The sequence below is a fragment of the Clostridium sp. CMCC3677 genome (genome assembly GCF_023845585.1).
In the GTDB taxonomy this organism is placed as follows: Bacteria; Bacillota; Clostridia; order Clostridiales; family Clostridiaceae; genus Clostridium; species Clostridium aquiflavi.
Genome location: NZ_JAMQHS010000003.1, coordinates 53,340 through 78,594, shown reverse-complemented (window position 1 = coordinate 78,594; position 25,255 = coordinate 53,340). Strand labels below are relative to the sequence as shown.

Annotated in this window: 21 protein-coding genes; 19 read left to right on the top strand and 2 right to left on the bottom strand. The window is 28.3% G+C overall.

Going from position 1 to position 25,255, the window contains the following annotated elements:
* Window position 1 precedes the first annotated feature (1 nt).
* From NG901_RS04180 to NG901_RS04140, 9 genes are all read left to right on the top strand, one after another.
* On the top strand, window positions 2-520 hold the full coding sequence (locus NG901_RS04180; RefSeq protein ID WP_252212491.1) for an adenine phosphoribosyltransferase: 519 nt from the start codon (window positions 2-4) through the stop codon (window positions 518-520).
* 106 nt (window positions 521-626) lie between these two features.
* Entirely contained in the window at window positions 627-2,813 is a 2,187-nt protein-coding gene (locus tag NG901_RS04175; protein WP_252212490.1) for a RelA/SpoT family protein, read from the top strand.
* Window positions 2,814-2,824: 11 nt separating this feature from the next.
* Window positions 2,825-3,274 carry a D-aminoacyl-tRNA deacylase gene (dtd, locus tag NG901_RS04170; protein WP_252212489.1) on the top strand — a complete coding sequence of 150 codons (450 nt, stop codon included), beginning with the start codon at window positions 2,825-2,827 and terminating at the stop codon, window positions 3,272-3,274.
* A gap of 30 nt (window positions 3,275-3,304) precedes the next feature.
* Window positions 3,305-3,907 carry an MBL fold metallo-hydrolase gene (locus NG901_RS04165; RefSeq protein ID WP_252212488.1) on the top strand — a complete coding sequence of 201 codons (603 nt, stop codon included), beginning with the start codon at window positions 3,305-3,307 and terminating at the stop codon, window positions 3,905-3,907.
* A 9-nt stretch (window positions 3,908-3,916) separates the two neighbouring features.
* Window positions 3,917-5,338 carry a coproporphyrinogen III oxidase gene (locus NG901_RS04160; RefSeq protein WP_252212487.1) on the top strand — a complete coding sequence of 474 codons (1,422 nt, stop codon included), beginning with the start codon at window positions 3,917-3,919 and terminating at the stop codon, window positions 5,336-5,338.
* A gap of 40 nt (window positions 5,339-5,378) precedes the next feature.
* Window positions 5,379-6,632: a histidine--tRNA ligase gene (gene hisS / locus NG901_RS04155; RefSeq protein WP_252212486.1), complete on the top strand. Its 1,254-nt coding sequence runs from the start codon at window positions 5,379-5,381 to the stop codon at window positions 6,630-6,632.
* 225 nt (window positions 6,633-6,857) lie between these two features.
* Window positions 6,858-8,657, top strand: coding sequence for an aspartate--tRNA ligase (gene aspS, locus NG901_RS04150; protein WP_252212485.1), 1,800 nt, complete (start codon window positions 6,858-6,860; stop codon window positions 8,655-8,657).
* 160 nt (window positions 8,658-8,817) lie between these two features.
* Window positions 8,818-10,308 carry an MBOAT family O-acyltransferase gene (locus NG901_RS04145; protein ID WP_252212484.1) on the top strand — a complete coding sequence of 497 codons (1,491 nt, stop codon included), beginning with the start codon at window positions 8,818-8,820 and terminating at the stop codon, window positions 10,306-10,308.
* Between the two features lie 9 nt (window positions 10,309-10,317).
* Window positions 10,318-11,271 (top strand): hypothetical protein, encoded by a 954-nt coding sequence (locus NG901_RS04140; protein WP_252212483.1) that lies wholly within the window; start codon window positions 10,318-10,320, stop codon window positions 11,269-11,271.
* A gap of 78 nt (window positions 11,272-11,349) precedes the next feature.
* On the opposite strand, the gene NG901_RS04135 is transcribed toward NG901_RS04140, so the two are convergent.
* Window positions 11,350-12,276 (bottom strand): phosphatase domain-containing putative toxin, encoded by a 927-nt coding sequence (locus tag NG901_RS04135; RefSeq protein WP_252212482.1) that lies wholly within the window; start codon window positions 12,274-12,276, stop codon window positions 11,350-11,352.
* Window positions 12,277-12,458: 182 nt separating this feature from the next.
* Between NG901_RS04135 and NG901_RS04130 the strand changes: the two genes are divergently transcribed.
* The 9 genes from NG901_RS04130 to NG901_RS04085 all read left to right on the top strand — a co-directional run bounded on the left by NG901_RS04130 (window position 12,459) and on the right by NG901_RS04085 (window position 21,904).
* Window positions 12,459-13,157, top strand: a complete 699-nt coding sequence (locus NG901_RS04130; RefSeq protein WP_252212481.1) for a DUF554 domain-containing protein — start codon at window positions 12,459-12,461, stop codon at window positions 13,155-13,157.
* 167 nt (window positions 13,158-13,324) lie between these two features.
* Entirely contained in the window at window positions 13,325-13,645 is a 321-nt protein-coding gene (locus NG901_RS04125) for a rhodanese-like domain-containing protein (protein WP_252212480.1), read from the top strand.
* Between the two features lie 130 nt (window positions 13,646-13,775).
* Window positions 13,776-14,531 carry a metalloregulator ArsR/SmtB family transcription factor gene (locus NG901_RS17230; RefSeq protein WP_309556219.1) on the top strand — a complete coding sequence of 252 codons (756 nt, stop codon included), beginning with the start codon at window positions 13,776-13,778 and terminating at the stop codon, window positions 14,529-14,531.
* 347 nt (window positions 14,532-14,878) lie between these two features.
* Complete coding sequence (locus NG901_RS04110; protein ID WP_252212479.1) at window positions 14,879-16,180, top strand: homoserine dehydrogenase; 1,302 nt, start codon at window positions 14,879-14,881, stop codon at window positions 16,178-16,180.
* 365 nt (window positions 16,181-16,545) lie between these two features.
* A complete protein-coding gene (locus tag NG901_RS04105; RefSeq protein ID WP_252212478.1) occupies window positions 16,546-17,106 on the top strand; it encodes a glycerol-3-phosphate responsive antiterminator in 561 nt (186 codons plus the stop codon).
* A 99-nt stretch (window positions 17,107-17,205) separates the two neighbouring features.
* Window positions 17,206-18,702 carry a glycerol kinase GlpK gene (gene glpK, locus NG901_RS04100; RefSeq protein ID WP_252212477.1) on the top strand — a complete coding sequence of 499 codons (1,497 nt, stop codon included), beginning with the start codon at window positions 17,206-17,208 and terminating at the stop codon, window positions 18,700-18,702.
* Between the two features lie 150 nt (window positions 18,703-18,852).
* The gene (locus NG901_RS04095; protein WP_252212476.1) at window positions 18,853-20,283 is read left to right on the top strand and encodes an NAD(P)/FAD-dependent oxidoreductase; all 1,431 of its coding nucleotides are present in this window, start codon (window positions 18,853-18,855) and stop codon (window positions 20,281-20,283) included.
* A 12-nt stretch (window positions 20,284-20,295) separates the two neighbouring features.
* On the top strand, window positions 20,296-21,549 hold the full coding sequence (locus NG901_RS04090; RefSeq protein ID WP_205449258.1) for an NAD(P)/FAD-dependent oxidoreductase: 1,254 nt from the start codon (window positions 20,296-20,298) through the stop codon (window positions 21,547-21,549).
* A 1-nt stretch (window position 21,550) separates the two neighbouring features.
* The gene (locus tag NG901_RS04085) at window positions 21,551-21,904 is read left to right on the top strand and encodes a DUF1667 domain-containing protein (RefSeq protein ID WP_205449259.1); all 354 of its coding nucleotides are present in this window, start codon (window positions 21,551-21,553) and stop codon (window positions 21,902-21,904) included.
* 282 nt (window positions 21,905-22,186) lie between these two features.
* On the opposite strand, the gene NG901_RS04080 is transcribed toward NG901_RS04085, so the two are convergent.
* Window positions 22,187-23,497: an aspartate kinase gene (locus NG901_RS04080; protein ID WP_252212475.1), complete on the bottom strand. Its 1,311-nt coding sequence runs from the start codon at window positions 23,495-23,497 to the stop codon at window positions 22,187-22,189.
* A 421-nt stretch (window positions 23,498-23,918) separates the two neighbouring features.
* Between NG901_RS04080 and glnA the strand changes: the two genes are divergently transcribed.
* Window positions 23,919-25,250 (top strand): type I glutamate--ammonia ligase, encoded by a 1,332-nt coding sequence (gene glnA / locus NG901_RS04075; protein WP_252212474.1) that lies wholly within the window; start codon window positions 23,919-23,921, stop codon window positions 25,248-25,250.
* Window positions 25,251-25,255: the final 5 nt, after the last annotated feature.

Here is a 25,255-nt window from a genome sequence, read left to right as displayed (position 1 = left end):
CATGGATTTAAAAGAAAAAATAAGAATAATTGACGGATTTCCTAAAGAAGGAATAAGCTTTAAAGATATAACTACATTAATAGGAGACGGTGAGGGACTAAAAGCTTCAATTGATATGTTTGTAGAATATTTAAAAGATAAAGATATTGATTTAATTGTTGGACCAGAAGCAAGAGGATTTATATTTGGTGTTCCAGTTGCATATGCATTAGGTGCAGGATTTGTTCCGGTTAGAAAGCCAGGTAAATTACCAGGAGAAACTATCTCTGTTAAGTATGATTTGGAATATGGTAGTGATTCACTTCAAATTCATAAGGATTCTATTAAAAAAGGTCAAAGAGTTGCTATTGTAGATGATTTATTAGCAACTGGCGGAACTGTAGAAGGTGTTGCTAAATTAGTTGAACAAGCTGGTGGAGAAGTAATTTCACTTGCATTTTTAATAGAATTAATAGATCTTAAAGGAAGAGATAAATTAGGTGAGTATGATGTAATATCATTAACTCAATATGACATTTAAATTTATTGAAAATACTGATAAAATAATATATAATTAGAAGAAAAGGCTGGTTACATAACCAGCCTTTGAATTTACAGAAATTTAGCAAAAGGAGAGAGCTATCCTTATGATTGATAAATTATTGAAAAAGATTCATACCAATTGTCATAATGTTGATGTAGAAATGATAAAAAAAGCATATTTCTTTGCAGAAGATGCACATAAGGAGCAAAAAAGGGAATCGGGAGAGCCATATATAATTCATCCAATAGATGTAGCAGAAATTCTTGCAGAACTTGGAATGGATACAAGTACAATTGCAGCTGGCTTACTTCATGATGTTATTGAGGATACAACATGTTCTTATGAGAGTATGAAAACTATTTTTAATGAAGAAATAGCAAATTTAGTTAATGGAGTAACTAAGCTTGGAAAAATACAATATAAAACAAAAGAAGAGCAGCAAGCTGATAATGTTAGAAAAATGTTACTTGCTATGGCTAAGGATATACGTGTAATAATTATAAAATTAGCAGATAGACTTCATAATATGAGAACACTTAAATTCATGCCAAAAGGAAAACAAAAATTAAAAGCAAAGGAAACATTAGATATTTATGCTCCTTTAGCTCATAGACTTGGTATGTCTAAAATAAAATGGGAACTTGAAGATCTCTCTTTTAGATATTTACATGAAGATGAATATTATCAATTAGTAGAGCAAATAGCAGAAAAAAGGGTAGAAAGAGAAACATACATAAACGAAGTGGTTTGCTATTTAAAAGAGAAATTAGATGAATCTGGAATAGACTCGGATATTGAAGGTAGACCAAAACATTTTTATAGCATCTATAAAAAAATGATAAATAAAAATAAGAGTATAGAACAAATTTTTGATCTAACAGCTATTAGAATATTGGTGAATTCAGTTAAAGATTGTTATGGAGTTTTGGGAATAGTTCATACAATATATAAGCCAATACCAGGTAGATTTAAAGATTATATAGCTATGCCAAAGCCTAATATGTATCAATCACTACATACAACAGTAATTGGAAATCAAGGGAAGACCTTTGAAATTCAAATAAGAACTTTTGAAATGCATAAAACAGCAGAATACGGAATTGCAGCCCATTGGAAATATAAAGAGGGCGACAAAAATGAAGAAGATAAAGTAAAAGATTTTGAGAAAAAGTTAGTATGGCTTAGAGATATGTTAGAATGGCAAAAAGAAACATCGGATGCAGAAGAATTTATAGAGGGTTTTAAAATAGATTTATTTTCTGATGAAGTTTTTGTTTTTACTCCAAAAGGTGTTGTAATAAATCTATGTGCAAAAGCAACTCCAATAGATTTTGCTTATAGAATACATACTGATATTGGACATAAATGTGTAGGAGCTAAGGTAAATGGAAGAATAGTTCCACTTGATTATACATTAAAAACTGGTGAAATAGTTGAGATACTTACATCATCTAATTCAAAAGGACCTAATATGGATTGGTTAAACATTGCTAAAAGTAATCAATCAAAAAGTAAAATAAAACAGTGGTTTAAAAAAGCTAAAAAAGAAGAAAATATATTAAAAGGTAAAGAACTTCTTGAAAAAGAACTAAAAAAACAAGGGGTTAATTTTATAGATATAGCTAAAGGTGAAAGCTATGATAGATTAATTAAAAGATATAACATTCATTTTATTGAGGATTTACATGTATTAATAGGCGTTGGAGGAATTTCTCCATCTTCTTTTGTTTCAAGACTGAAGGAAGAAAATGAACCACATAAAGATAAAGATAATCAAGATGTATTGAGTAAAACAATAGAAGAGCATATATTAAAAACTGAGAGAAAAAGATCAGTTGATAATTATGGTATTACGGTAAAAGGTGAAAGTAATCTTATGGTTAGATTTGCTAAGTGCTGTAATCCGGTTCCGGGAGATGAGATACTTGGATATATAACTAAAGGTAGAGGTGTCTCAGTTCATAGAACTGATTGTAGTAATTTAAAAAATCTAATTCAAACAGATGCAGATAAAGTTGTAGATGTAGCTTGGGGAATAGCTAAAGGTACTGCATATTTTGCGGAAATTCAAGTTAAGTCAGATGATAAAATGGGTATTTTAACTGATATAATGAGTGTTATAACTGATTTAAAATTAAATTTAAGTGCATTAAATGCAAATCCAGCAAAAGATGGGGTGGCATTTATAAATATAAAGATAAAAATTACTTCTATTGATGAATTGAAAAATCTTATGAAAAAAATAAAAGGTATAAAAGGTATACTAGATGTATATAGAATGAATAGTTAAGGAAGGGTAATATGAGAGCAGTAGTACAGAGGGTAACATCATCAAATGTTAAAGTTGATGGCAATATAGTAGGTTCAATAGGAAAAGGACTCAATGTATTGATAGGAATATCTAAAAGTGATACATTAGAGGATTTGAAATACATAAGAGATAAGGTTATTAATTTAAGAATTTTTGAAGATGAGAAAGAAAAAATGAATTTATCTTTATTAGATGTAAAAGGCGAGTTATTAATTATTTCTCAATTTACATTGTATGGAGATTGTAGAAAAGGCAGAAGACCTAACTTTATGGAAGCTAAAGGTGGAGAAGAGGCCAAAGAGCTTTATGAAGAATTTCTTAGTCTTTTAAAAGAATCAAATCTAAAAGTTGAAACGGGAGAATTTGGAGCAGATATGAAAGTTGAAATCAATAATGATGGCCCTGTAACAATAATTTTAGATAGTAGTAAAAACTTTTAAAATAAATTTTTATTTTAGGTGGTGTGTATATTGATTATAAAAACAATTCCAGCAGGAATGTATGAAGCAAATTGTTACTTAGTAATAGATGAGAACACAAAAGAATGTGGGATAATTGATCCAGGCGGAGATGCTGAAAGACTAAAAAGTATAATTGATTCTTTAAAGGTAGATGTAAAGTATATTTTATTAACACATGGACATATGGATCATGTAGGTGGAGTAGTTGAATTAAGTGAAGCTTTTAAAGTTCCATTTTATATAAATAAAATAGATGAAGAGTATATGGAAAAAGATAACTTTGTTTTTGGCACATTACCAAAGGCATCTGGGTACTTGCAAGAAGGTGATACAATAAAATTAGGTGATAAAGAATTTAAAGTTATTGAAACACCAGGCCATACAAAAGGTGGACTTTGTTTTTTCATTGAGGATAAATTATTTACTGGAGATACACTTTTCCAAGGCTCAATTGGAAGAACTGATTTTGCAGGTGGCAATTTTGAGGAAATTATAAAGAGTATAAAAGAAAAACTATTAATACTTGGAGATGATATAGAAGTCTATCCAGGACATGGACCAGTGTCTACAATAGGATATGAAAAAAGGAAAAATAGTTTTTTAATATACTAGGGAGAAGATATGGAAATTAAAATTAATTTAAATAACTTAAAGTATAGATATGATGTATACCAATTATTCAATATATATTTTCCTTTAAGTGAGATTAAGTTTTTAGATGACGAATACAATTATTCTTTTTATATTGATGATAAAATCATGAGATTTTCCCATGAGGAATATGTGAAAGAAGAATCTTTAGGAGATAATATAAAACAATCTCTTAGAAGGTTCGTTTTTTCTTGCTTAAAGGAAATAACAAAAGATGAATATCCATGGGGAATTTTAATAGGAATTAGACCATCTAAAATAGCATTAAAGCTAATACAAGAAAGCAAAAATGAAGAAGAAATCATGGATATATTTAAAAATGATTATTTAGCATATGAAGATAAAGCGAAAATATGTTTAGAAGTTGCTAAATCAGAAGAGAAGTTTGTAAATAAGAAACAAGATAAAATTTCTATTTATATAGGCATGGCTTTTTGTCCAACTAAATGTTTATATTGTTCATTTACATCTAATTCTATAGTTGGAAATAAAAAAATGGTTGAACCTTATTTAGAGGCTTTAATTAAAGAAATTAAAGGTATTAGTTCATATGTAAAAGAAAAGAATTTAGAAATAGAAACGGTTTATTTTGGTGGCGGAACACCAACTTCAGTAGATGATGAACAATTCAAATCTGTTATGACTGAAATATATAATGGATTTGTTAAAGAAAAAAACATTAAAGAATTTACTGTTGAATGTGGAAGGCCAGATACTATAACTTTAGATAAGTTGCAAACAATGAAAGAGTATGATGTTACTAGAATAAGTATAAATCCACAAACTATGAATGATGAGACATTAAAATTAATAGGTAGAAATCATACTGTAGATGATATAAAAGAAAAGTTTAAGATGGCAAGAGAACTTGGATTTGATGATATTAACATGGATATAATAATAGGATTACCAGGTGAAGGTCATGAAGAATTAATAAAAACTAGGGATGAATTAATAAAATTAAATCCTGATAGTATTACCGTTCATGGGCTTTGTTTAAAAAGAGGTTCTAGAATGTATGAAAACTTTATCTTGAAAAAGGGACTTGACATTCCGAAACAAGAAGAGATAATAAAAATGTATGAAGAAAGTAGAAATTTAGCAAAACATCTAGATATTTCACCATATTATATGTACAGACAAAAAAATATGATTGGAAATATGGAGAATGTAGGATATGCTAAAAAGGGCAAAGAATGTGTCTACAATATAGAAATGATTGAAGAAAAGCAAACAGTAATTGCTTTAGGAGCAGATGCTGTTAGTAAAATAATATTTCTAGATGAAGATAGAATTGAAAGATTTGCTAATCTAAAAGACATTAGAGAATATGTTAATAGAGTAGATGAAATGATTGATAAGAAGATAAAATTATTAAATACACTATATTAGATGAATTAATAATTTTATGTTTAAATAAGGAGGATGAATTATGGCAATGGAAATGCAAGCACCGAAAGGTACTAAAGACATGTTACCACAAGATGCTTATAAGTGGCATTATGTAGAAAATACATTTAGAGATATAGTAAAGGCTTATGGAATAAGAGAAATTAGGACACCTATGTTTGAGCATACAGAACTATTTTTAAGAGGGGTTGGAGATACTACTGATATAGTTCAAAAGGAAATGTATACTTTTAATGATAAAGGAAATAGAAGTGTAACTTTAAAGCCAGAAGGAACTGCACCAGCAGTTAGAGCTTTTATTGAAAATAGATTATTTAACGAAGCTCAACCTACAAAATTATTTTATATAACACCAACTTTCAGATATGAAAATGTTCAAAAGGGAAGACTTAGACAATTTCATCAATGTGGAATTGAAATATTTGGATCTAAAGAACCTACAATGGATGTTGAAGCAATAAAGGTCGCTATGGATACTTTAAGTAAATTAGGCTTAAAGAGCTTAAGTTTACATATTAATAATTTAGGATGTCCAACTTGTAGAGCTAAATATAATGAAGCATTAAAAAAATTCTTAGAAGAAAATTATGAAAATCTTTGCGACACATGTAAAAGTAGATTTGAAAAAAATCCTATGAGAATTTTAGATTGTAAGGAAAGAAAATGTCATGAAATTACAAAGAATGCTCCACAAATTTTAGATTATGTATGTGAAGAATGTGAAACACATTTTAATAAAGTAAAAGAGCATTTAGATATTTTAGGAATTTCTTATGTAGTAGATCAAGGCATAGTAAGAGGTCTAGATTATTATACAAAGACAATTTTTGAAATAATAAATGATGATTTCACAGTATGTGGTGGTGGAAGATATGATAAACTTGTAGAAGAACTTGGTGGTCCTGAAATGCCAGCAGTAGGTTTTGCTATAGGTGAAGAAAGAATAATAATGACTCTTGAAAATGAAGGTATTGAGATCCCTAATGAAAATATGGTAGATTTATATATTGGAGCAAGAGGAGATGCAGAAAAAAAATATGCATTCAAGTTAGCTCATGATTTAAGAAGTTTAGGCGTTAAATGTGAAATTAATCATATGGGAAGAAGTATAAAAGCAGAAATGAAATATGCTAATAAAATTGGATCTAAATTCACTACTATATTAGGTGAAGATGAATTACAAAATAATCAAATTAATTTAAAGAGAATGGAAGATGGAGAAATATTTACTCTTTCATTAGATAATATAGAAGAAATACAAAAAATAGTTAAATAATTGCTATGTTTTGAAACTCTGATTATATTATAAGTGTCAATTAAGCATAAAATTACTTGATATTTATAATATATTCAGTTGCTTAGAATGTAGCCTAAATATAATATTTAATTAGATTCATAACAAATATATGCACAAAAATAAATATGTGCAAAAAGATTATATACAATATATAAATTATATTTAATGTATTGTATATTGGAAAAGTGTTAGGAGGAAATGAAAATGGGTGAAGCTTTAAATGGCTTAAAGCGTACGATGATGTGCGGCGAACCTAGAGAAGAACATGTAGGTCAAAAGATTACATTAATGGGATGGGTTCAAAGAAATAGAAAACTTGGAGGTCTTGATTTTATTGATTTAAGAGATAAAACAGGTATCATGCAAGTTGTTTTTGGTGAAGAAATAAATGTTGAAGCTTTTGAAAAGGCAAAAGGCGTTAGACCAGAATACTGCATTGCAGTAACTGGAGAAGTTGTAAAAAGAGAAAGTGTTAATGAAAACATGCCTACTGGTTTTGTTGAATTGAAATGTGAATCATTAAAGATTCTTTCTGAATCAGAAACACCACCAATATATATAAAAGAAAACTTAGATGCAGCTGAAAATATTAGATTAAAATATAGATATTTAGATTTAAGAAGACCAGATATGCATAGAATTTTTGAAATTAGAAGTAAAACTACGAAGTCTATTCGTGATTACTTAGAAAAAAATGATTTCTTAGATGTAGAAACTCCAATGCTTACAAAGAGTACTCCAGAAGGAGCTAGAGATTACTTAGTACCTTCAAGAAACTATCCAGGTATGTTTTATGCTCTTCCACAATCACCACAAATATTTAAACAATTATTAATGGTGTCTGGATTCGATAAATATTATCAAATAGTTAAATGTTTTAGAGATGAAGATTTAAGAGCTAATAGGCAACCAGAATTTACTCAAGTAGATATGGAATTAAGCTTTGTAGAACAAGATGATATAATGGCATTAAATGAAGGCTTAATAGCTCACGTATTTAAAGAAGTAGCTGGAGTAGATGTTAAACTTCCAATTAAGAGAATGACATTTAAAGATGCTATGGAAAAATACGGCTCAGATAAACCAGATTTAAGATTTGGTATGGAAATAACTAATATAACAGAAGACGTTAAAGATATGGATTTTGTTGTATTTAAATCTGCCATAGAAGCTGGTGGAAGTGTTAGAGCATTATGCCTAAAGGGTGGAGCTACACTAGGTAGAAAACCACTTGATAAGCTTGGAGAATTTGTTAAGACTTATAAAGCTAAGGGCCTTGCTTGGATCCAACTTAAAGAAGATGGTGTTAAATCTTCAATAGCTAAATTCTTAACTGACGATGTTACAAATTCAATTATAGAAACTATGGGAGCAGAAACTGGAGATGCTATTTTAATAGTAGCAGATAAAGAATCTGTAGTATTCCAAAGCTTAGGAGCTTTAAGATTAGAGCTTGCTAAACAATTTGAGTTAATAAAAGATAAAAATGAATTTAACTTCACATGGATTACTGAATTCCCACTATTTGAATATAGTGAAGAAGAGGAAAGATATACAGCTTGCCATCATCCATTTACAGCACCAATGGAAGAAGATTTAGAATTCCTTGAATCAGATCCTGGTAAAGTAAGATCTAAGGCATATGACTTAGTATTAAATGGTGAAGAATTAGGTGGAGGTTCTATAAGAATTCATGAGATGGAACTTCAACAAAGAATGTTTAAAGCATTAGGATTTACTGAAGAACAAGCATGGGAAAGATTTGGATTCTTATTACAAGCATTTAAATTTGGTCCACCACCACATGGCGGTTTAGCATTTGGTCTTGATAGAATGATAATGTTCTTAGCTGGAACAGAAAACATCAAAGATGTTATTGCATTCCCTAAAAATCAAAATGCATATTGTTACTTAAGTGAAGCTCCAAATATAGCTGATGAAAAACAATTAACTGAGCTTGGAATTGGAATACTTCCAAAACAAGAAAAACAAGAACAAGAATAATAAAATTTAAAATAATAAAAAACAAAAGTCTATCATAATAAAAATAATTATTATGATAGGCTTTTTTATTGCAAATATAATTCAAAAACTTTGTTTATTAAGCTAGTATTAAGGAAAAAATAATAATATATAGAGATTAATAAAGCGAGGGATATAGAATATGTCATTTAATTCAATACACTTTTTAGTGTTTTTTCCTATAGTAACTATGTTATATTTTCTTATTCCATTTAAGATAAGATGGATATGGTTATTATTTTCTAGTTATTATTTTTACATGTGTTGGAATCCTAAATATGCAATTTTAATAGGATTATCAACTATAGTTACATATTTAAGTGGAATATTAATTGAAAGAACAAATAATACAGTAAAAGATGTAAAAAAAGCTAAAGATATAAAAAAGTTGTGGATTATATTAAGTTTTGTTATTAACCTAGGAATACTATTTTTATTTAAATATTATAATTTTTTTACAAACATTATAGTTAGATTAGGAACAACTATTGATTTTATAATTAAATTTCCGAATTTTGATGTACTCTTACCTGTTGGAATATCTTTTTATACTTTTCAAGCTTTAAGTTATACAGTAGATGTATATAGAGGGGATATTAAAGCAGAAAAAAATCTAGGTAAATATGCGTTGTTTGTATCGTTTTTTCCACAGTTAGTGGCAGGTCCTATAGAGAAATCTAAAAAATTACTTCCACAGTTTAACGAAGTGTATGAATTTGATTACTACAGAGTAAAAAATGGTCTTATAAAAATGCTATGGGGATTTTTTAAGAAAATATTTATTGCAGATAGATTGGCTATTTTAGTTAATACGGTTTATAATGCACCAAATGAGTATTTCGGATTTCAATTTATAATTGCAACTTTATTTTTTACTTTTGAAATATACTGTGATTTTTCATCTTATTCTGATATAGCAATAGGATCAGCGCAAGTAATGGGATTTGAACTTTCAGAAAATTTTAAGCAACCATATTTAGCAAAATCTATAAAAGACTTTTGGAGAAGGTGGCATATAACTTTAAGTTCATGGTTTAGAGATTATTTATATATACCATTAGGTGGGAATAGAAAAGGTAAATTTAGAACATATTTAAATATTATGAGTGTGTTTTTAGCAAGCGGATTATGGCATGGAGCATCACTGAATTTTGTAATATGGGGTACACTACATGGTATTTATCAAGTTATAGGTGACATAATTAAGCCTATAAAAAATAAAATAATACATAAATATAATATAAGAACAGATATATTCAGCTTTAAATTATCACAAATATTAATAACCTTTATACTGGTTAATTTTGCATGGATATTTTTTAGAGCTAATTCTTTTAGTGATATAAAGATAATATTAAATAACTTATTTGTATATAATCCTTGGGTATTAAGTGATCAAAGTTTATATAATTTAGGATTAAGTTCATATGAGTTTATTATGGCTATTATAGGAATAGTTATAGTAATATTTATGGATAATTTACAAGAAAAAGAGAATTTAATAGAAATTTTTTCTACGCAAAATTTTGTTTTTAGAGGGGCTATGTACATTTCTGCAATTATAATAATTTGCATATTCGGGGTTTATGGTTCAGGTTACAGTGCACAGCAATTTATATATTTTCAATTTTAGGAGGTTAATATGATTAAAAAGTTTTTAATAAAAGGATTTATACTGATTTTTATAATTGCTTTTATATTAAATATATTATCTCCAATATTTAAGTATCCAGGGCATTTAGAAAAATTAACTGAAGGATTGTATAATAAAGAGAAACAGTATGAGGTATTATTACTTGGATCTAGTCATATGAATGGATCTATAGATCCTAAAGTTTTATATAATGAATGTGGTATAACTAGTTTTAATTATGCCACTGGAGGGCAACCCATAGACGTTACTTATTATTTATTAAAAGAAGCATTAAAGACACAAAAAAATGTTGATATAGTAATACTAGACTTATATTATTTAGGATTAGAAAATGAATATGGAGAAGAATCATATATTAGAAATGTTTTAGATAATATGAAATTTTCTTATAACAAGTTAGAAGCGATTTTTAATTGTACACCATCTAAAGACTATATATCATATATATTTCCTATTTTTAAGTATCACAATAGATGGGGAGAATTAACAGAGTACGATTATACAAAGTATAATATATCAGGCAACTCTGATATAAATGGGTTTGAGGCAGGAAGTGAAAAGTATGGATACGGTATAGAAGGTATACAAGAAAATGATATAATAGGAGAAATACCAGCTAAATCTAAAGAATATTTATATAAATTCATTGAACTATCAAAAGAAAAAGAATTTGAGCTTATATTTACAAATGCTCCTTATGATTATTCAAGCAATGATTTTGAAGGCTGGTACAAAGATGATGCTGCTATGTTTAATAAAGTATCTATTATAAGTAAAGAAAATAATATACCATTTATAAATTATTCTTTGTCAAAAAAAATGAGTGAAATTAATTTTGATTTTAAAGAAGATATGAATAACATAGGTCATACCAATATATGGGGAGCTGATAAAGTGAGTTTAGATTTAGCAAAATTTTTAAAAGAAAATTATAAATTATAAGAGTATAGATAATAAATAGAGATATTAGAAAGATTTTTAAATTGCTAATATCCCTATTAAAGTATATTGATTAATTTATCAATGCTTTTGAGAGTTATTCAACCAAGAACTCCAAGTTGTATCAAAGTTTCCATTAGTATCTTTACAATAATTGAAGAATTTATTTAAAAAATTAACTCGGTCATTTGATGAAAATTCAGATATTTCTTTTTCATTAAAACTAGCTAAAGCCAATTGTCTTTTTACAATTTCATCAGAAGTAGCATTTTTATAATTTTTCATCATATCGTACATAATCATAAAAGTGGTTGTTCTACCAAATCCTGCTTTGCAATGAAAATGTATCCAATTATCTTTTGAACATTCCTTTACAATATTTATAAAACAGTCGATTATCTCATTTGTAGGTAGCTTTGTATCTGTTACTGGAACTCTTGAATAATTCAAAGAATGAGCTTTTGTAATTTGTTTTTCAGATAAAACTTCTTTTGGAATTACGCTTATTTCTGGATGATTATAAAAGTTAAATGGAGTATTTAATTTTATACTTTTTAAATCTTTCTTTTCTTTAAATGTAACTGCTGCTTTGCTAAGACCTAAGTTAGAATCATTCTTCTCATTTGCAAAACTAATGGGGTATTCATTTAGAAATCCGTGAGATTCTTGTCTTAAATCAATAATTAATATAGGAAGTTTACTTTCTATAGATTTTGTTAAAATATCTAAATTATCTTTAGAAAATTGTTGACTTCCGGATGTATTTAAAGTTTCTAATCCCTTTAAATTTAAAGAAGATTTGTTTTGTATATTTGTTAGATTAGAAGTAGTTCTAAAATTATTGGGAATTTTATCTTTTTTTAAACTATCAACTATAAGATTTACATCACTTTTATTATTTGGTTCATTAAATGCTAAAGCTATATTAAAGTTTAAAAAGAATGAAGAAAAAATAGTAATTAATAATAGCAGTGGAATATATAATTTAAGTTTTGCTTTTTTGTACATTAAAAATCACCTCATTGTGTTAATTAAATTTATTACATATGCTTAATATGTCTAATAAAAACAATTTATATTCAAAAGATTAGTAATTGTAGTTAAACATACAAATGTGAATTTAAGATTAAAATACAATTTTATGGTATAATACTTGAATAAATTATTAAAAATGTAAGGGGAGAAGGGATATGTTTGGGACTATAGTAGATTCCATATCTATAATATGTGGATGTTTAATAGGATTACTTCTAAAAGGAAAATTAACTGAAAAAATTAGTTCTACAATAATGAGTGGGTTGGCTTTATGTGCACTTTATATCGGAATATCAGGAGCTTTAAAAGGTGAAGATACTTTACAAATAATTCTTTGTATTGCTATAGGCTCACTTATAGGAGAAATTATTGACATTGACAAAAGATTGAATTATTTGGGAGAAATTATGGCAAATAGATTAAATTATAAAAATGTAGATGAAAAAGAAACTAAAAATGAAGTTTCTATTGCAGAAGGATTTGTTGCAGCAAGTTTATTATTTTGTGTTGGCGCTATGGCTATAGTAGGATCTTTGGAAAGTGGTTTGAGAGGTGATCATACAATTTTATTTGCTAAATCAGTATTAGATGGAGTATCATCAATTATTTTTAGTTCATCATTAGGTATAGGTGTAATGTTATCTTCAGTAGTAGTTTTTATTTATCAGGGAATAATAACTGTATTAGCAAATAGTCTTTCTGCAATATTAAATGATGTGATTATATCCAATATGTCCTCTGTTGGGAGTATTTTAATTATTGGATTAGCATTAAATATACTTGGGGTAAGCAAAATTAAAGTTGCAAACATGATCCCAGCTATATTTATACCAATAATATTTGGAATTTTTTGAGATTACATATTATTATTATTATTATTAAGTAATAATAATTTTCATTAGGTAACTTAATTGTAAATATTTAGAGTTACTTAGATACTTAGCTTTGTTTTAAGTGAATATTGATATATAATATCAATGATATTTTAAACATAGCAAAATACTAAGGAGGATTAGATTTAATGAATGAAAATACTAATAAGAAAATAACGACTATAGATGTAAGTGAAATAGATGAATTATTAGGAAAGATAGAATTGATAGACATAAGAGAGCCTTTTGAATATAGAGTAGGAAGTCTTAAGACGTCTAAAAACATACCAATGCATGATTTATTGGATAATGCAGATAATTACTTAGATAAAAACAAGGAATATTATTTGATATGTAGATCGGGAGCAAGAACAGCTAGCGTGTGTATTGATCTAAGAGAAAAAGGATTTGATGTTATAAATGTTTATGGTGGAATGATATCTTATGATGGAGATCAATTAAATGATTAGCTATTAAATAATAAGTTATCTCAATTTTTAATATTGAGGTAACTTATTTTGTTTATTACTTGAAAAATATTTACAATAGGATTATAATCTAATTAAGCAAATACTTAATTAGATTATATAAGAGGTCTTTATGAATAGTTTTATAAATTTATTTAAAGCAATAGCTGATGAAACAAGAGTAAATATATTAATATTACTATCTAAAAAAAATATGTGCGCAAAAGGGATTGCAAAGCACTTAAGAATAAGTGAAGCAGCTGTCTCTCAACATATAAAGATATTGAAAGAATCGCAACTTATAATAGGATATAAAATAGGATATTATATTATTTATGATTTAAATGAAGAGAGAATAAATGATGCTATTAAGTTTTTAAATTTAATAACTAATAGCGATAATATATCATTAAGCTTAAATTCTAAAGATAAGAATTATAAAGTAGGATCTCTTATGTGTTTATCAAATTGCAAAAACAAAAAATGTTCTAAAAAAGAATTAATTAAGGAGGAATTGACAATGAAAGTATGTTTTCCAGTAAAATCAAATGAAGGTGTAAATAGTATTCCATATAATCACTTTGGAACAGCACCATTATTTATAATATGTGATACTGAAACTAATGAAGTTAAATCATTAAACAATGGTGATTTAGGTCATGAACATGGGAAATGCCAACCAATAAAAGCATTATCAGGTGAAATTGTAGATGCAGTAATAGTAGGTGGAATAGGAAGTGGTGCTATTACAAAACTTAATTCTATGGGAATTAAAGTTTTTAAAGCAATAGAAGGAAATGTTAACAAAAACTTAGAAGCATATAAAAAAGGTGAATTAACAGAATTCCCATCTAATCATACATGTAGCCATGATGGATGTGGTCATTAATAATATGAAAAACTGATTTGTTTCAGTACAATATTGACATGTGCACAAGAAAAGCTGGGCAGAGTCTAAACGACAAGGGTTTATTTGTTTATTTACAGATTAACTCATAACAAAAGGAGTATTGATAAATAGGATTATCAATACTCTTTTTGTCTGTTATAATTTATTAACTTCATATAAAGTGCTAAATTATATTTATGCAAATTAAGTAAGTTGAATATTAAACCGTATGCTTTTCCTAATAATATAAAAATAAAAATCATATGGTAAAAGTTACACAGAAACATTATAATATAATGAAAGAGAATAGTATTATTAGCAATTATATGCAATAAGGGGGAATAAAAATGAAAAAAGTTAGAATAGCACTACTAGGATTGGGGAATGTTGGTCGTGGTGTTTGTATGATTTTAAATTCTAATAAAGAAGAAATAATGAAACGTTCAGGTTATGAAGTTGAAATTGCTAAGATTCTTGTAAGAGATAAAAGCAAAGCAAGAGGAGTGGAAGTTTCAGAAGAACTTATAACTACAAGTTTTGATGAAATATTAAATGATAATTCTATCAAAATAGTTATTGAAATTATGGGAGGAATAGATCCGGCTAAGGAATATATGATAAAGTGCATGAATGCAGGAAAACATATTGTAACAGCAAATAAAATGTTAATTGCAACACATGGAGATGAACTTTTTGAAAAAGCTGATAGCAACAATGTTATGTTTAAATATGAAGCAAGTGTTGCAGGTGGAATTCCAATAATAAATGGAATAGATGAAAGTTTGACTGCAAATAAAATAAAAGAATTATATGGAATTATAAATGGTACTACAAATTATATTTTAACTAAAATGGAATGTGATGGATTAGAATTTGACCAAGCTTTAAAAGAAGCACAAGAAAAAGGTTATGCAGAAGCAGATCCTACATCTGATATAGATGGTTATGATGCTCAATATAAATTAGCAATACTTTCATCATTGGCATTTGGAACAAAGGTTGACGTAGATAATGTTTATAGGGAAGGAATAACTAATATAAATCCTATAGATATGGAATATGCAAAAGAATTTAAAATGGTTATTAAATTGCTTGCAATTGTAAAAGAAGTTAAGGGAAAACTTGAATTAAGAGTTCATCCAACTATGATACCTAAAAAACATCCACTAGCTAATGTATATGATTCATTTAATGCTGTGTTTGTAAAGGGAAATGCAGTTGGTGATTTAATGTTTTATGGTAGAGGAGCAGGAGATTTACCAACAGGTAGTGCTGTAGTTAGTGATGTTATTTCTATGCTTAGAAGCAATGTTGATTTAGAAAATTATAATTCAGTAGTAAAAAATAATTTATGGGATAGAGAAATATCAGATATAAAAGATGTTGAAAGTAAGTTTTATATTAGAGCAACTGTATTAGATGAATCAGGAGTCTTAGGTGAAATAACTGCTATTTTAGGAAAACATAATGTTAGTTTAAGATCAGTTATTCAAAAAGGTGAGGAAAATGAAGAGGGTCAAGTAACAATAGTTTTAGTTACACATAAGACAACTCAAGCTCAAATATATAGCTCTTGCAATGAAATATCTAATTTAAGTTCTGTAAATAAAATAGACAATATAATAAGAATAGAAGATTTTAAAGAGTAGATTAAAAAATAGATTTATGATATGCTCTCTTTATAGTAGACAGTTAAAATAATAAAACTGTTTTCTTTATAAAGGGAGTAGTTTATTATATGACTGGTTTTTTATTTTAAAATAAAGGTCATGTTTTAAGAACATATAAATAAAAGAATGATAAAAATAATACTTATTATAAATTTTAAAGCTGAATTCCTGTAAAAAATATTTTATTAATTAACAATTTATTAATAAAGGAGAGTAAATAAGCATAAGAATAGATATATAACGAGTCATATCAAGAAAGTTAAAAAAATAACAATGTTGACAAGATTATACAAGTGTGTAATAATAAAAACATCAAAAGAAAACGTTTGTATAGAGGGTGCACAATGAATAATATTAAAGAATTATTAGAAGAAAATCCAATAATAGCAGCAGTAAAAGATATGAAACAATTAGACGTAGCATTAGAATCCTCAGCTGAAATAATTTTTGTACTATTTGGAGACGTAATGAACATTAAAGAAATTAGTGAATTAATAGTTTCCAAAGGTAAAGTAGGTGTGATTCACATTGATTTAGTAGAAGGCTTTACGAATAAAGAAGTTGTTATAAAATTCTTAAAACAAGAAACTAAATTTAAAGGAATTATTAGTACAAAACCTCAAGTAGTAAAGATAGCAAAAAATTATGGGTTAGTAGCAATACAAAGAGTATTTATATTTGATACGTTATCATTAAAAAATGCAGAAAATCATTTAGTAGTAGATTGCGATGCATTAGAAGTGTTACCAGGAGTTATTCCAAAAGTTATAGAAATTATATCAAAAAAATCAAATAAACCGGTTGTTGCAGGCGGTCTGATTGAAACTAAAGAGGATGTTATGTTAGCGCTAAGTTCAGGTGCAACATGTGTCTCAACAACTAAAAATAAAATATGGAATATGTAGGCTTTAGATTTAGTTAGTATAGTCTTATAAAGCAAAAAAGTTTTATTTGGCTTTATTTATAAAATTTATTTATTTATGATGAGAGGATTGGTGAATTAAATGGGTAAATATGTTGTAGCGTTAGATCAAGGAACTACAAGTTCAAGAGCTATTATTTTCGACAAGGAACAAAATATTGTAGGTGTAAGCCAAAAAGAGTTTACACAAATATATCCACATGAAGGTTGGGTAGAACATAATCCGCTAGAAATATGGTCAAGCCAATATGGAGTACTTCAAGAAGTATTAGCAAAAACTAACATTACGGCTGATGAAATAGCAGCTATAGGTATAACAAATCAAAGAGAAACTACAATTGTATGGGATAAAAATACTGGGGAACCAGTTTACAATGCTATAGTATGGCAATGTAGAAGAACTGCTGGTATAGTAGATGAATTAAAGAAAGACGAAGAATTTGCTGAATATGTAAAAGCAAATACAGGATTATTATTAGATGCTTACTTCTCAGGAACTAAAATTAAATGGATTTTAGATAATGTTGAAGGCGCAAGAGAAAAAGCTGAAAAAGGCGATTTATTATTTGGTACAGTTGATACATGGTTAGTTTGGAAGTTAACAAATGGTAAGGTTCATGTAACCGACTACACTAATGCTTCTAGAACTATGCTATACAATATAAAAGAATTAAGATGGGATGAAAAAATCATCAATAAACTAGGAATACCAACTTCTATGTTACCAGAAGTTAAGAATTCTTCAGAAGTTTATGGTCATACTAATCTTGGCGGCGTTGGTGGCGTTAGAGTTCCAATATCTGGTATGGCTGGAGATCAACAATGTGCATTATTTGGACAAACTTGTTTCGAAAAAGGTAGTGCTAAAAACACTTACGGAACTGGTTGTTTCTTACTTATGAATACAGGCGAAGATATGGTTCTTAGCAAAAATGGTCTTGTAACTACAATTGCTGTTGGTATAAATGATAAAGTTGAATATGCGTTAGAAGGATCAGTATTCGTTGGTGGAGCTGTAATTCAATGGATAAGAGATGAACTTCAATTCATCCATGATGCAGCAGATTCAGAATATTTTGCTAAAAAAGTAGAAGATAATGGTGGAGTTTATGTAGTACCAGCATTCGTTGGACTAGGAGCACCATATTGGGATATGTATGCTAGAGGAGCTATCTTTGGATTAACTAGAGGAGCTAATAGAAATCATATAATTAGAGCAGCATTAGAATCAATAGCTTATCAAACTAATGATTTATTAACTGCTATGGCAGAAGATGCTGGATGTAAATTAGCATCACTTAGAGTTGATGGAGGAGCTAGTAGAAATGATTTATTAATGCAATTCCAAGCTGATATTTCAAATACTCAAGTTCTTAGACCAATCATCACTGAAACTACAGCTTTAGGAGCTGCTTACTTAGCAGGTCTTGCAGTTGGATTCTGGGAATCTAAAGAAGAAATTGCAACTAAATGGGCTGTTAGTAAGAGCTATGGACCAACTTTTGAAAGTGCTAAGAGAGAAAAGCTAAACAAAGGATGGAAAAATGCAGTTTCAAGAGTTAAAGGTTGGGCAGAATAGTAGACAAACCTAAACATTTATGTTATAATATAAATATAAAGTAAATAAAAAGTGCTTAGAGAATTAGAGTCAAGCACAAAGACAGATTACTTGTTATTTGTAATTTGTGTTTGTGATTGGCTCTTTTGTTATATAAAAGGAGGATAAAATATGTATGATGTAGCAATAATTGGAGCTGGTGTCATTGGAGCTTCTATATTTAGAGAATTAACTAAATATAACTTAAAAGTAGCTGTTTTAGAGAAAGAAAAGGATGTATCAATGGGTACTTCAAAGGCTAACTCAGCAATAGTACATGCTGGATTCGATCCAAAGATAGGTACTTTAATGGCTAAGTACAATGTAAAAGGAAATGAAATGTATGAAGATCTTTGTAAAGAGTTAGATGTTCCGTTTAAAAGAAATGGTTCATTAGTTGTAGCTCATTCAGAAGAAGAAATGCAAACAGTAAGAGATCTTTGTGAAAATGGTACTAAAATAGGTGTTAGAAACCTAAGAGTTATAGATAAAGAAGAATTATTAAAAATGGAACCAAATCTTACAGATGAAGTTCATGGAGCTTTATATGCACCAACTGGTGGAATAGTTGGACCGTTTGAATTTACAATTGCATTATGTGAAAACGGTGTAACTAATGGTGGAGAAATTAAACTTAAAAAAGAAGTTTCTTCAATCAAAAAAGAAAATGGAATATTTATAATAGAAACTACTGATGGAGAAAAAGTAGAAGCTAAATATATAGTAAATGCTGCTGGCCTTTATGCAGATAAAGTACACAATATGATTTGTAAAGAAACATTTAATATTACTCCAAGAACTGGTGAATATTATGTAATGGATAAATCTCAAGGTAAAATAGTATCTCATACAATATTCCCTTGTCCTTCTAAAATGGGTAAAGGTATATTAGTTAGTCCAACAATACATGGTAACCTTATCATAGGACCAGATGCTATAGATATCGAAGATAAAGAAGATTTAGGAACAAATGGTGAAGGATTAGACGCTATAAGAGAATCTGCTATGCATACTACTACAAAGATTAATTTCAGAGAAAGCATAAGAAACTTTGCAGGTTTAAGAGCAACACCAAGTACAGGAGACTTCATAATTGAAGAAAATGATGAAGTTAAAGGATTCGTTGATGCTGCTGGTATGAAATCACCAGGATTAACTTCAGCTCCAGCTGTAGCTGAAGCAGTAGTTGAAATATTAGGTAATGCAGGTCTTAAATTAACTAAGAAAGATAACTTCATAGCTAAGAGACATCAAGTTCACTTTATGGAATTATCAGCTGAAGAAAAAGCTGAAATGATTAAGAAAAACCCACAATACGGTAGAATGATCTGTAGATGTGAAAGCATCACTGAAGGTGAAATCGTTGATTCTATAAAGAGATCATTTGGAACACTTTCTCTAGACGGTGTTAAGAGAAGATGTAGACCAGGAATGGGAAGATGCCAAGGCGGATTCTGTGGACCAAGAGTTCAAGAAATAATAGCAAGAGAATGTGGTGTTAAATTAGAAGAAGTAGTACAAGAAAAAGACGGTTCTTACATTTTAACAGGAAAAACTAAGTAGGAGGCTTTAATTATGAGTTATGAATTAATAGTAATTGGTGGAGGTCCAGCAGGACTTGCAGCAGCACACGAAGCATATACTAATGGAATCAAGAAGATATTAATATTAGAAAGAGACAAAGAACTTGGAGGAATCCTAAATCAATGCATACATAATGGATTTGGGCTTCACACTTTCAAAGAAGAATTAACAGGTCCTGAATATGCAAGCAGATTTATTGATATGTTACAAGATACAGATGTAGAAGTTAAATTAGATACAATGGTATTAAATATAGATGAAGACAAAACTGTACATGCAATGAATTCAGAAGAAGGCTACATGACTTTAAAAACAAATGCAGTAATTCTTGCAATGGGTTGTAGAGAAAGAACTAGAGGAGCTATAAATACTCCTGGAGACAGACCAGCAGGTGTATTCACAGCAGGTGCTGCTCAAAGATATATAAACATGGAAGGATATATGCCAGGTAAAGAAGTATTAATACTTGGATCTGGAGATATCGGATTAATAATGGCTAGAAGAATGACACTTGAAGGTGCTAAGGTTAAAGCTGTTGTTGAATTATGTCCATATTCTAATGGATTAAACAGAAACATTGTTCAATGTTTAAATGATTATGATATTCCTCTATACTTATCACACACTATAATTGATATAGTAGGAGATACAAGAGTAGAAAAAGTTGTAATTGCTGAAGTTGGTCCAGACAGAAAACCAATTAAAGGAACTGAAAAAGAATTTACTGTTGATACATTATTATTATCAGTAGGTCTTATCCCAGAAAATGAATTATCAACAAATGCTGGTATTCAAAAAGATAACAGAACTAATGGTTTAATAGTAACAGAAAACATGGAAACTTCAATGGATGGAGTATTTGCTTGTGGTAATGTAGTACACGTTCATGACTTAGTTGACTTTGTTACTCAAGAATCAAAACATGCTGGACAAGCAGCTGCTAAATACATTAAGAAAGAACTTAAAAAAGGTAGTTATGTAAATATAATTAATGGACAAAATGTTAATTATACAGTACCTCAAAAACTTGATGTAGAAGCAGTAGACGATAAATTAACTATATTCATGAGAGTTAATAACATTTATCATAATAAGGCTTTAGTTGTAAGATGTAATGGTGAAGAAATTGCTAAGTTTAAGAGAGCTCACTTAGCACCATCAGAAATGGAAAAGGTTATTTTAAGTAAGCCTTTATTAGAAAAAGTTAAAGGTGATATTACAATATCATTAGAGGATGGTGAATAAGATGATAAAAGAATTAATTTGTATAAGCTGCCCAATGGGTTGTCATTTAAAAGTAGACGCAGAAAATAATACTGTAACAGGTAACACTTGTAAAAGAGGTGCAGAATACGGTATAAACGAAGTTACTCACCCAGTTAGAGTAATAACTTCAACTGTTAAAGTAAAGGGAGGACAACTTCCAGTTATACCAGTAAAAACTAATGGAGCAATTCCAAAGGGTCTTAACTTCAAATGCATGGAAGTTTTATCTGGAGTAGAATTACAAGCACCAGTTAAAATTGGAGATGTTATAGTTAAAGATGTATTAGGAACAGGCGTTGATATTGTAGCTGCTAGAAATATGAAAGCAATCTAATATTAACACAAATAGTGCACCAAAATTTGGTGCACTATTTTATTTTTTATTTTCAGGTATATGTTTAAAAATGTTAATATATGATATACTAGGCATATCATATTTTAAAATTATGTTTTATAGTATAAAAAATGGACTCGTATAAATTACGAATCCATTTTTTTATATTAGTTTTATTGTTATATCTCTTAAAGTGATTTTTTACAAAAGGATCATTATCCTGATAACTATCAATCTATTTATACTATAATATTAAATATTGTTTTAAAATTGCGTTGGATATTAATTAAAAGCATTATAAATAGCAGTTATGGCTTTTTCAAAACTATCATTTTCTATACCAACTAATATGTTGATTTCACTAGATCCTTGGTCAATCATTCTTATATTTACATTAGCTTCTGATAACGCAGTAAATACTTTTGATGCTACACCTTTTTGTTTAGCCATACCTTTACCAACAGTAGCTATTAAGGCCAGGTTAGGATGAACTTCTATTGTGTCAGGATTACAAGTTTTTTTAATTTCTTCAACAATTAAAGAAGTTTTATTTTTTAATTGAGAATCTGAAATTACTAAACAAACAGTATCTATACCAGAAGGCATGTTTTCAAATGAAACATTATGCTGTTCAAGTATTGATAGTAATTTTCTACAAAAACCTAATTCAGAATTCATAAGAGCTTTTGCAATTGAAATTACAGTAAAATTTTTTTTACCAGCTATACCAGTTATAGTTTGTAAATCTTCACTTAAAGAGTCCTCTACTATAAATGTTCCGTTATCTTCTGGTTTGTTAGTATTTTTTATATTAATTGGAATACCTGCTTTTCTTACAGGGAAAATAGCTTCTTCATGTAAAACAGAAGCACCCATATAAGAAAGCTCTCTAAGCTCAGTATAAGTTATTGTGCTTATAGGTTTTGGATTAGATATTATTCTAGGATCAGCCATTAGAAATCCAGAAACATCCGTCCAATTTTCATAAAGATCAGCATTTAAACTTGCAGTAACTAAAGCGCCAGTAACATCTGATCCACCTCTTGAAAAAGTTACTATATTTCCATTGCTATCAGAACCATAAAATCCTGGAATAACAGCTTTGTCAATTGATGAAAGTTTTTCTTTTAATAATCTTAATGTTTCATCATAATTTAAACACCCGTCAGTATTAAATTTAATTACATCTTTAGCATCAACAAATTCAAATCCTAAATAATTGCTAAGAATTAGAGCATTTAAATATTCCCCTCTGCTAGCTGCATAATCACTAGAAGCCCCCTCTTCTAAATCCTTTTTTATAATGTCTAAGTGAGATCTGATATTAAGATCTAATTCTAAATCTGTTACTATTCCAATATATCTGTTTTTAATATGATTAAAAACATCGTCTAAAGATATGCCAGCATTGATGTGTGCATGACAAAGGTATAGTAAATCAGTGATTTTAGAATCTTTAGAAGTTCTTTTTCCAGGTGCAGATGGTACAATATATTTTCTAGCTTTATTAGATGTGATTATGCTTTTCACTTTTCTAAATTGTACAGCATCAGCTAATGAACTTCCGCCAAATTTTGTTATAATAGTATTCATTTTTTATAGCCCCCCAAAAAATAAAGTATATATTTTGATAACTTACTTATATTACTTATATAAGAGTATCAAATTTATGTTTATTTATATAATTTTATACATAATAAATTGTAACAATTTATTATTCAATATTCAACAATTTTGTATATAAATATATCTAATTATTGAATAATAAAAAAGATTATATATAATATTATAAATAAGTTCTCACTTAATAGAATTGACATTTAAGTATAAAAATATTAATAAAATTAACTATTTAGTATATATTTTAGGAAAAAATAAAAAAATCTAAAAAAAATCTTGAGTTATATAAGAATATCATATATAATGATATCAATAAAATTATTGAACAAAGGCGTTCAATGGATATATTGATATATCCATTGTTCGCCTTTTTTACTTAAAGGGGGAATTAGAAATGGCAAAATACAGTAAAGAAGATATCATGAACTTAGTAAAGGAAAATGGGGTTAGATTTATAAGATTACAGTTCACTGATATGTTTGGAGCATTAAAGAATGTAGCAATAACAGATAGGCAATTAGAAAAAGCACTAAATAATGAATGTATGTTTGATGGATCATCTATTGATGGATTTGTTAGAATTGAAGAATCTGATATGAACTTGAGACCAAATCTAGATAGTTTTGTAATATTTCCATGGAGACCTCAACAAGGTAAAGTTGCAAGATTAATATGTGATGTATATAAACCAGATGGCACACCATTTGAAGGAGATCCAAGATATATATTAAAGAAGGCTATTTCAGAAGCAGCTAAACTTGGATATGAGATGAATGTTGGTCCAGAATGTGAATTCTTTTTATTTGAAACTGATGAATATGGCAAACCAACAACCAAAACACAAGATAGTGCTGGATATTTTGATTTAGCACCTACGGATTTAGGAGAAAATGCTAGAAGAGATATGACTTTAGTGTTAGAAGATATGGGATTTGAAATAGAAGCTTCTCACCATGAAGTTGCAGAAGGACAAAATGAAATAGATTTTAAATATGCAGATGCATTAAGTACTGCAGATAATATAATGACATTTAAATTAGTAGTTAAGGCAATAGCACAAAAACATGGATTGTATGCGTCTTTTATGCCTAAACCTGTTTTTGGAATTAATGGTTCAGGAATGCATGTTAATATGTCATTATTTAAAGATGGTAACAATGTATTTGTTGATGAAAATGATCCAAATGGATTAAGTAAAATAGCATATAATTTTATAGCAGGTTTATTAAAAAACATAAAAGGTCTTACAGCAGTAACAAATCCATTAGTTAATTCATACAAGAGATTAGTACCAGGATATGAAGCACCTGTTTATTTAGCTTGGTCATGTAAAAATAGAACAGCATTAATTAGGGTTCCAGCAGCTAGGGGAGCAGGAACTAGAGTAGAATTAAGATGTCCAGATCCAAGTTCAAATCCATACTTAGTATTAGCATGTCTTTTACAAGCAGGATTAGATGGAATTAAAAATAATTTACAACCACCAGCAGGAATAGAGGCAAATATTTTTGCTATGAACGATGAGGAAAGAAAAGCTGAAGGAATAGATAATTTACCAAATAATTTATATGAGGCAGTTAATTTTATGAAAGAAAGTAATCTTGCAAAAGAAGCTTTAGGAGAACATATATATAAGACTTATGTTTCAGCTAAAGCTGCTGAATGGGATGATTATAGAACTAAAGTTCATGATTGGGAAATAGAAAATTATCTTAATAAATATTAGTAAAG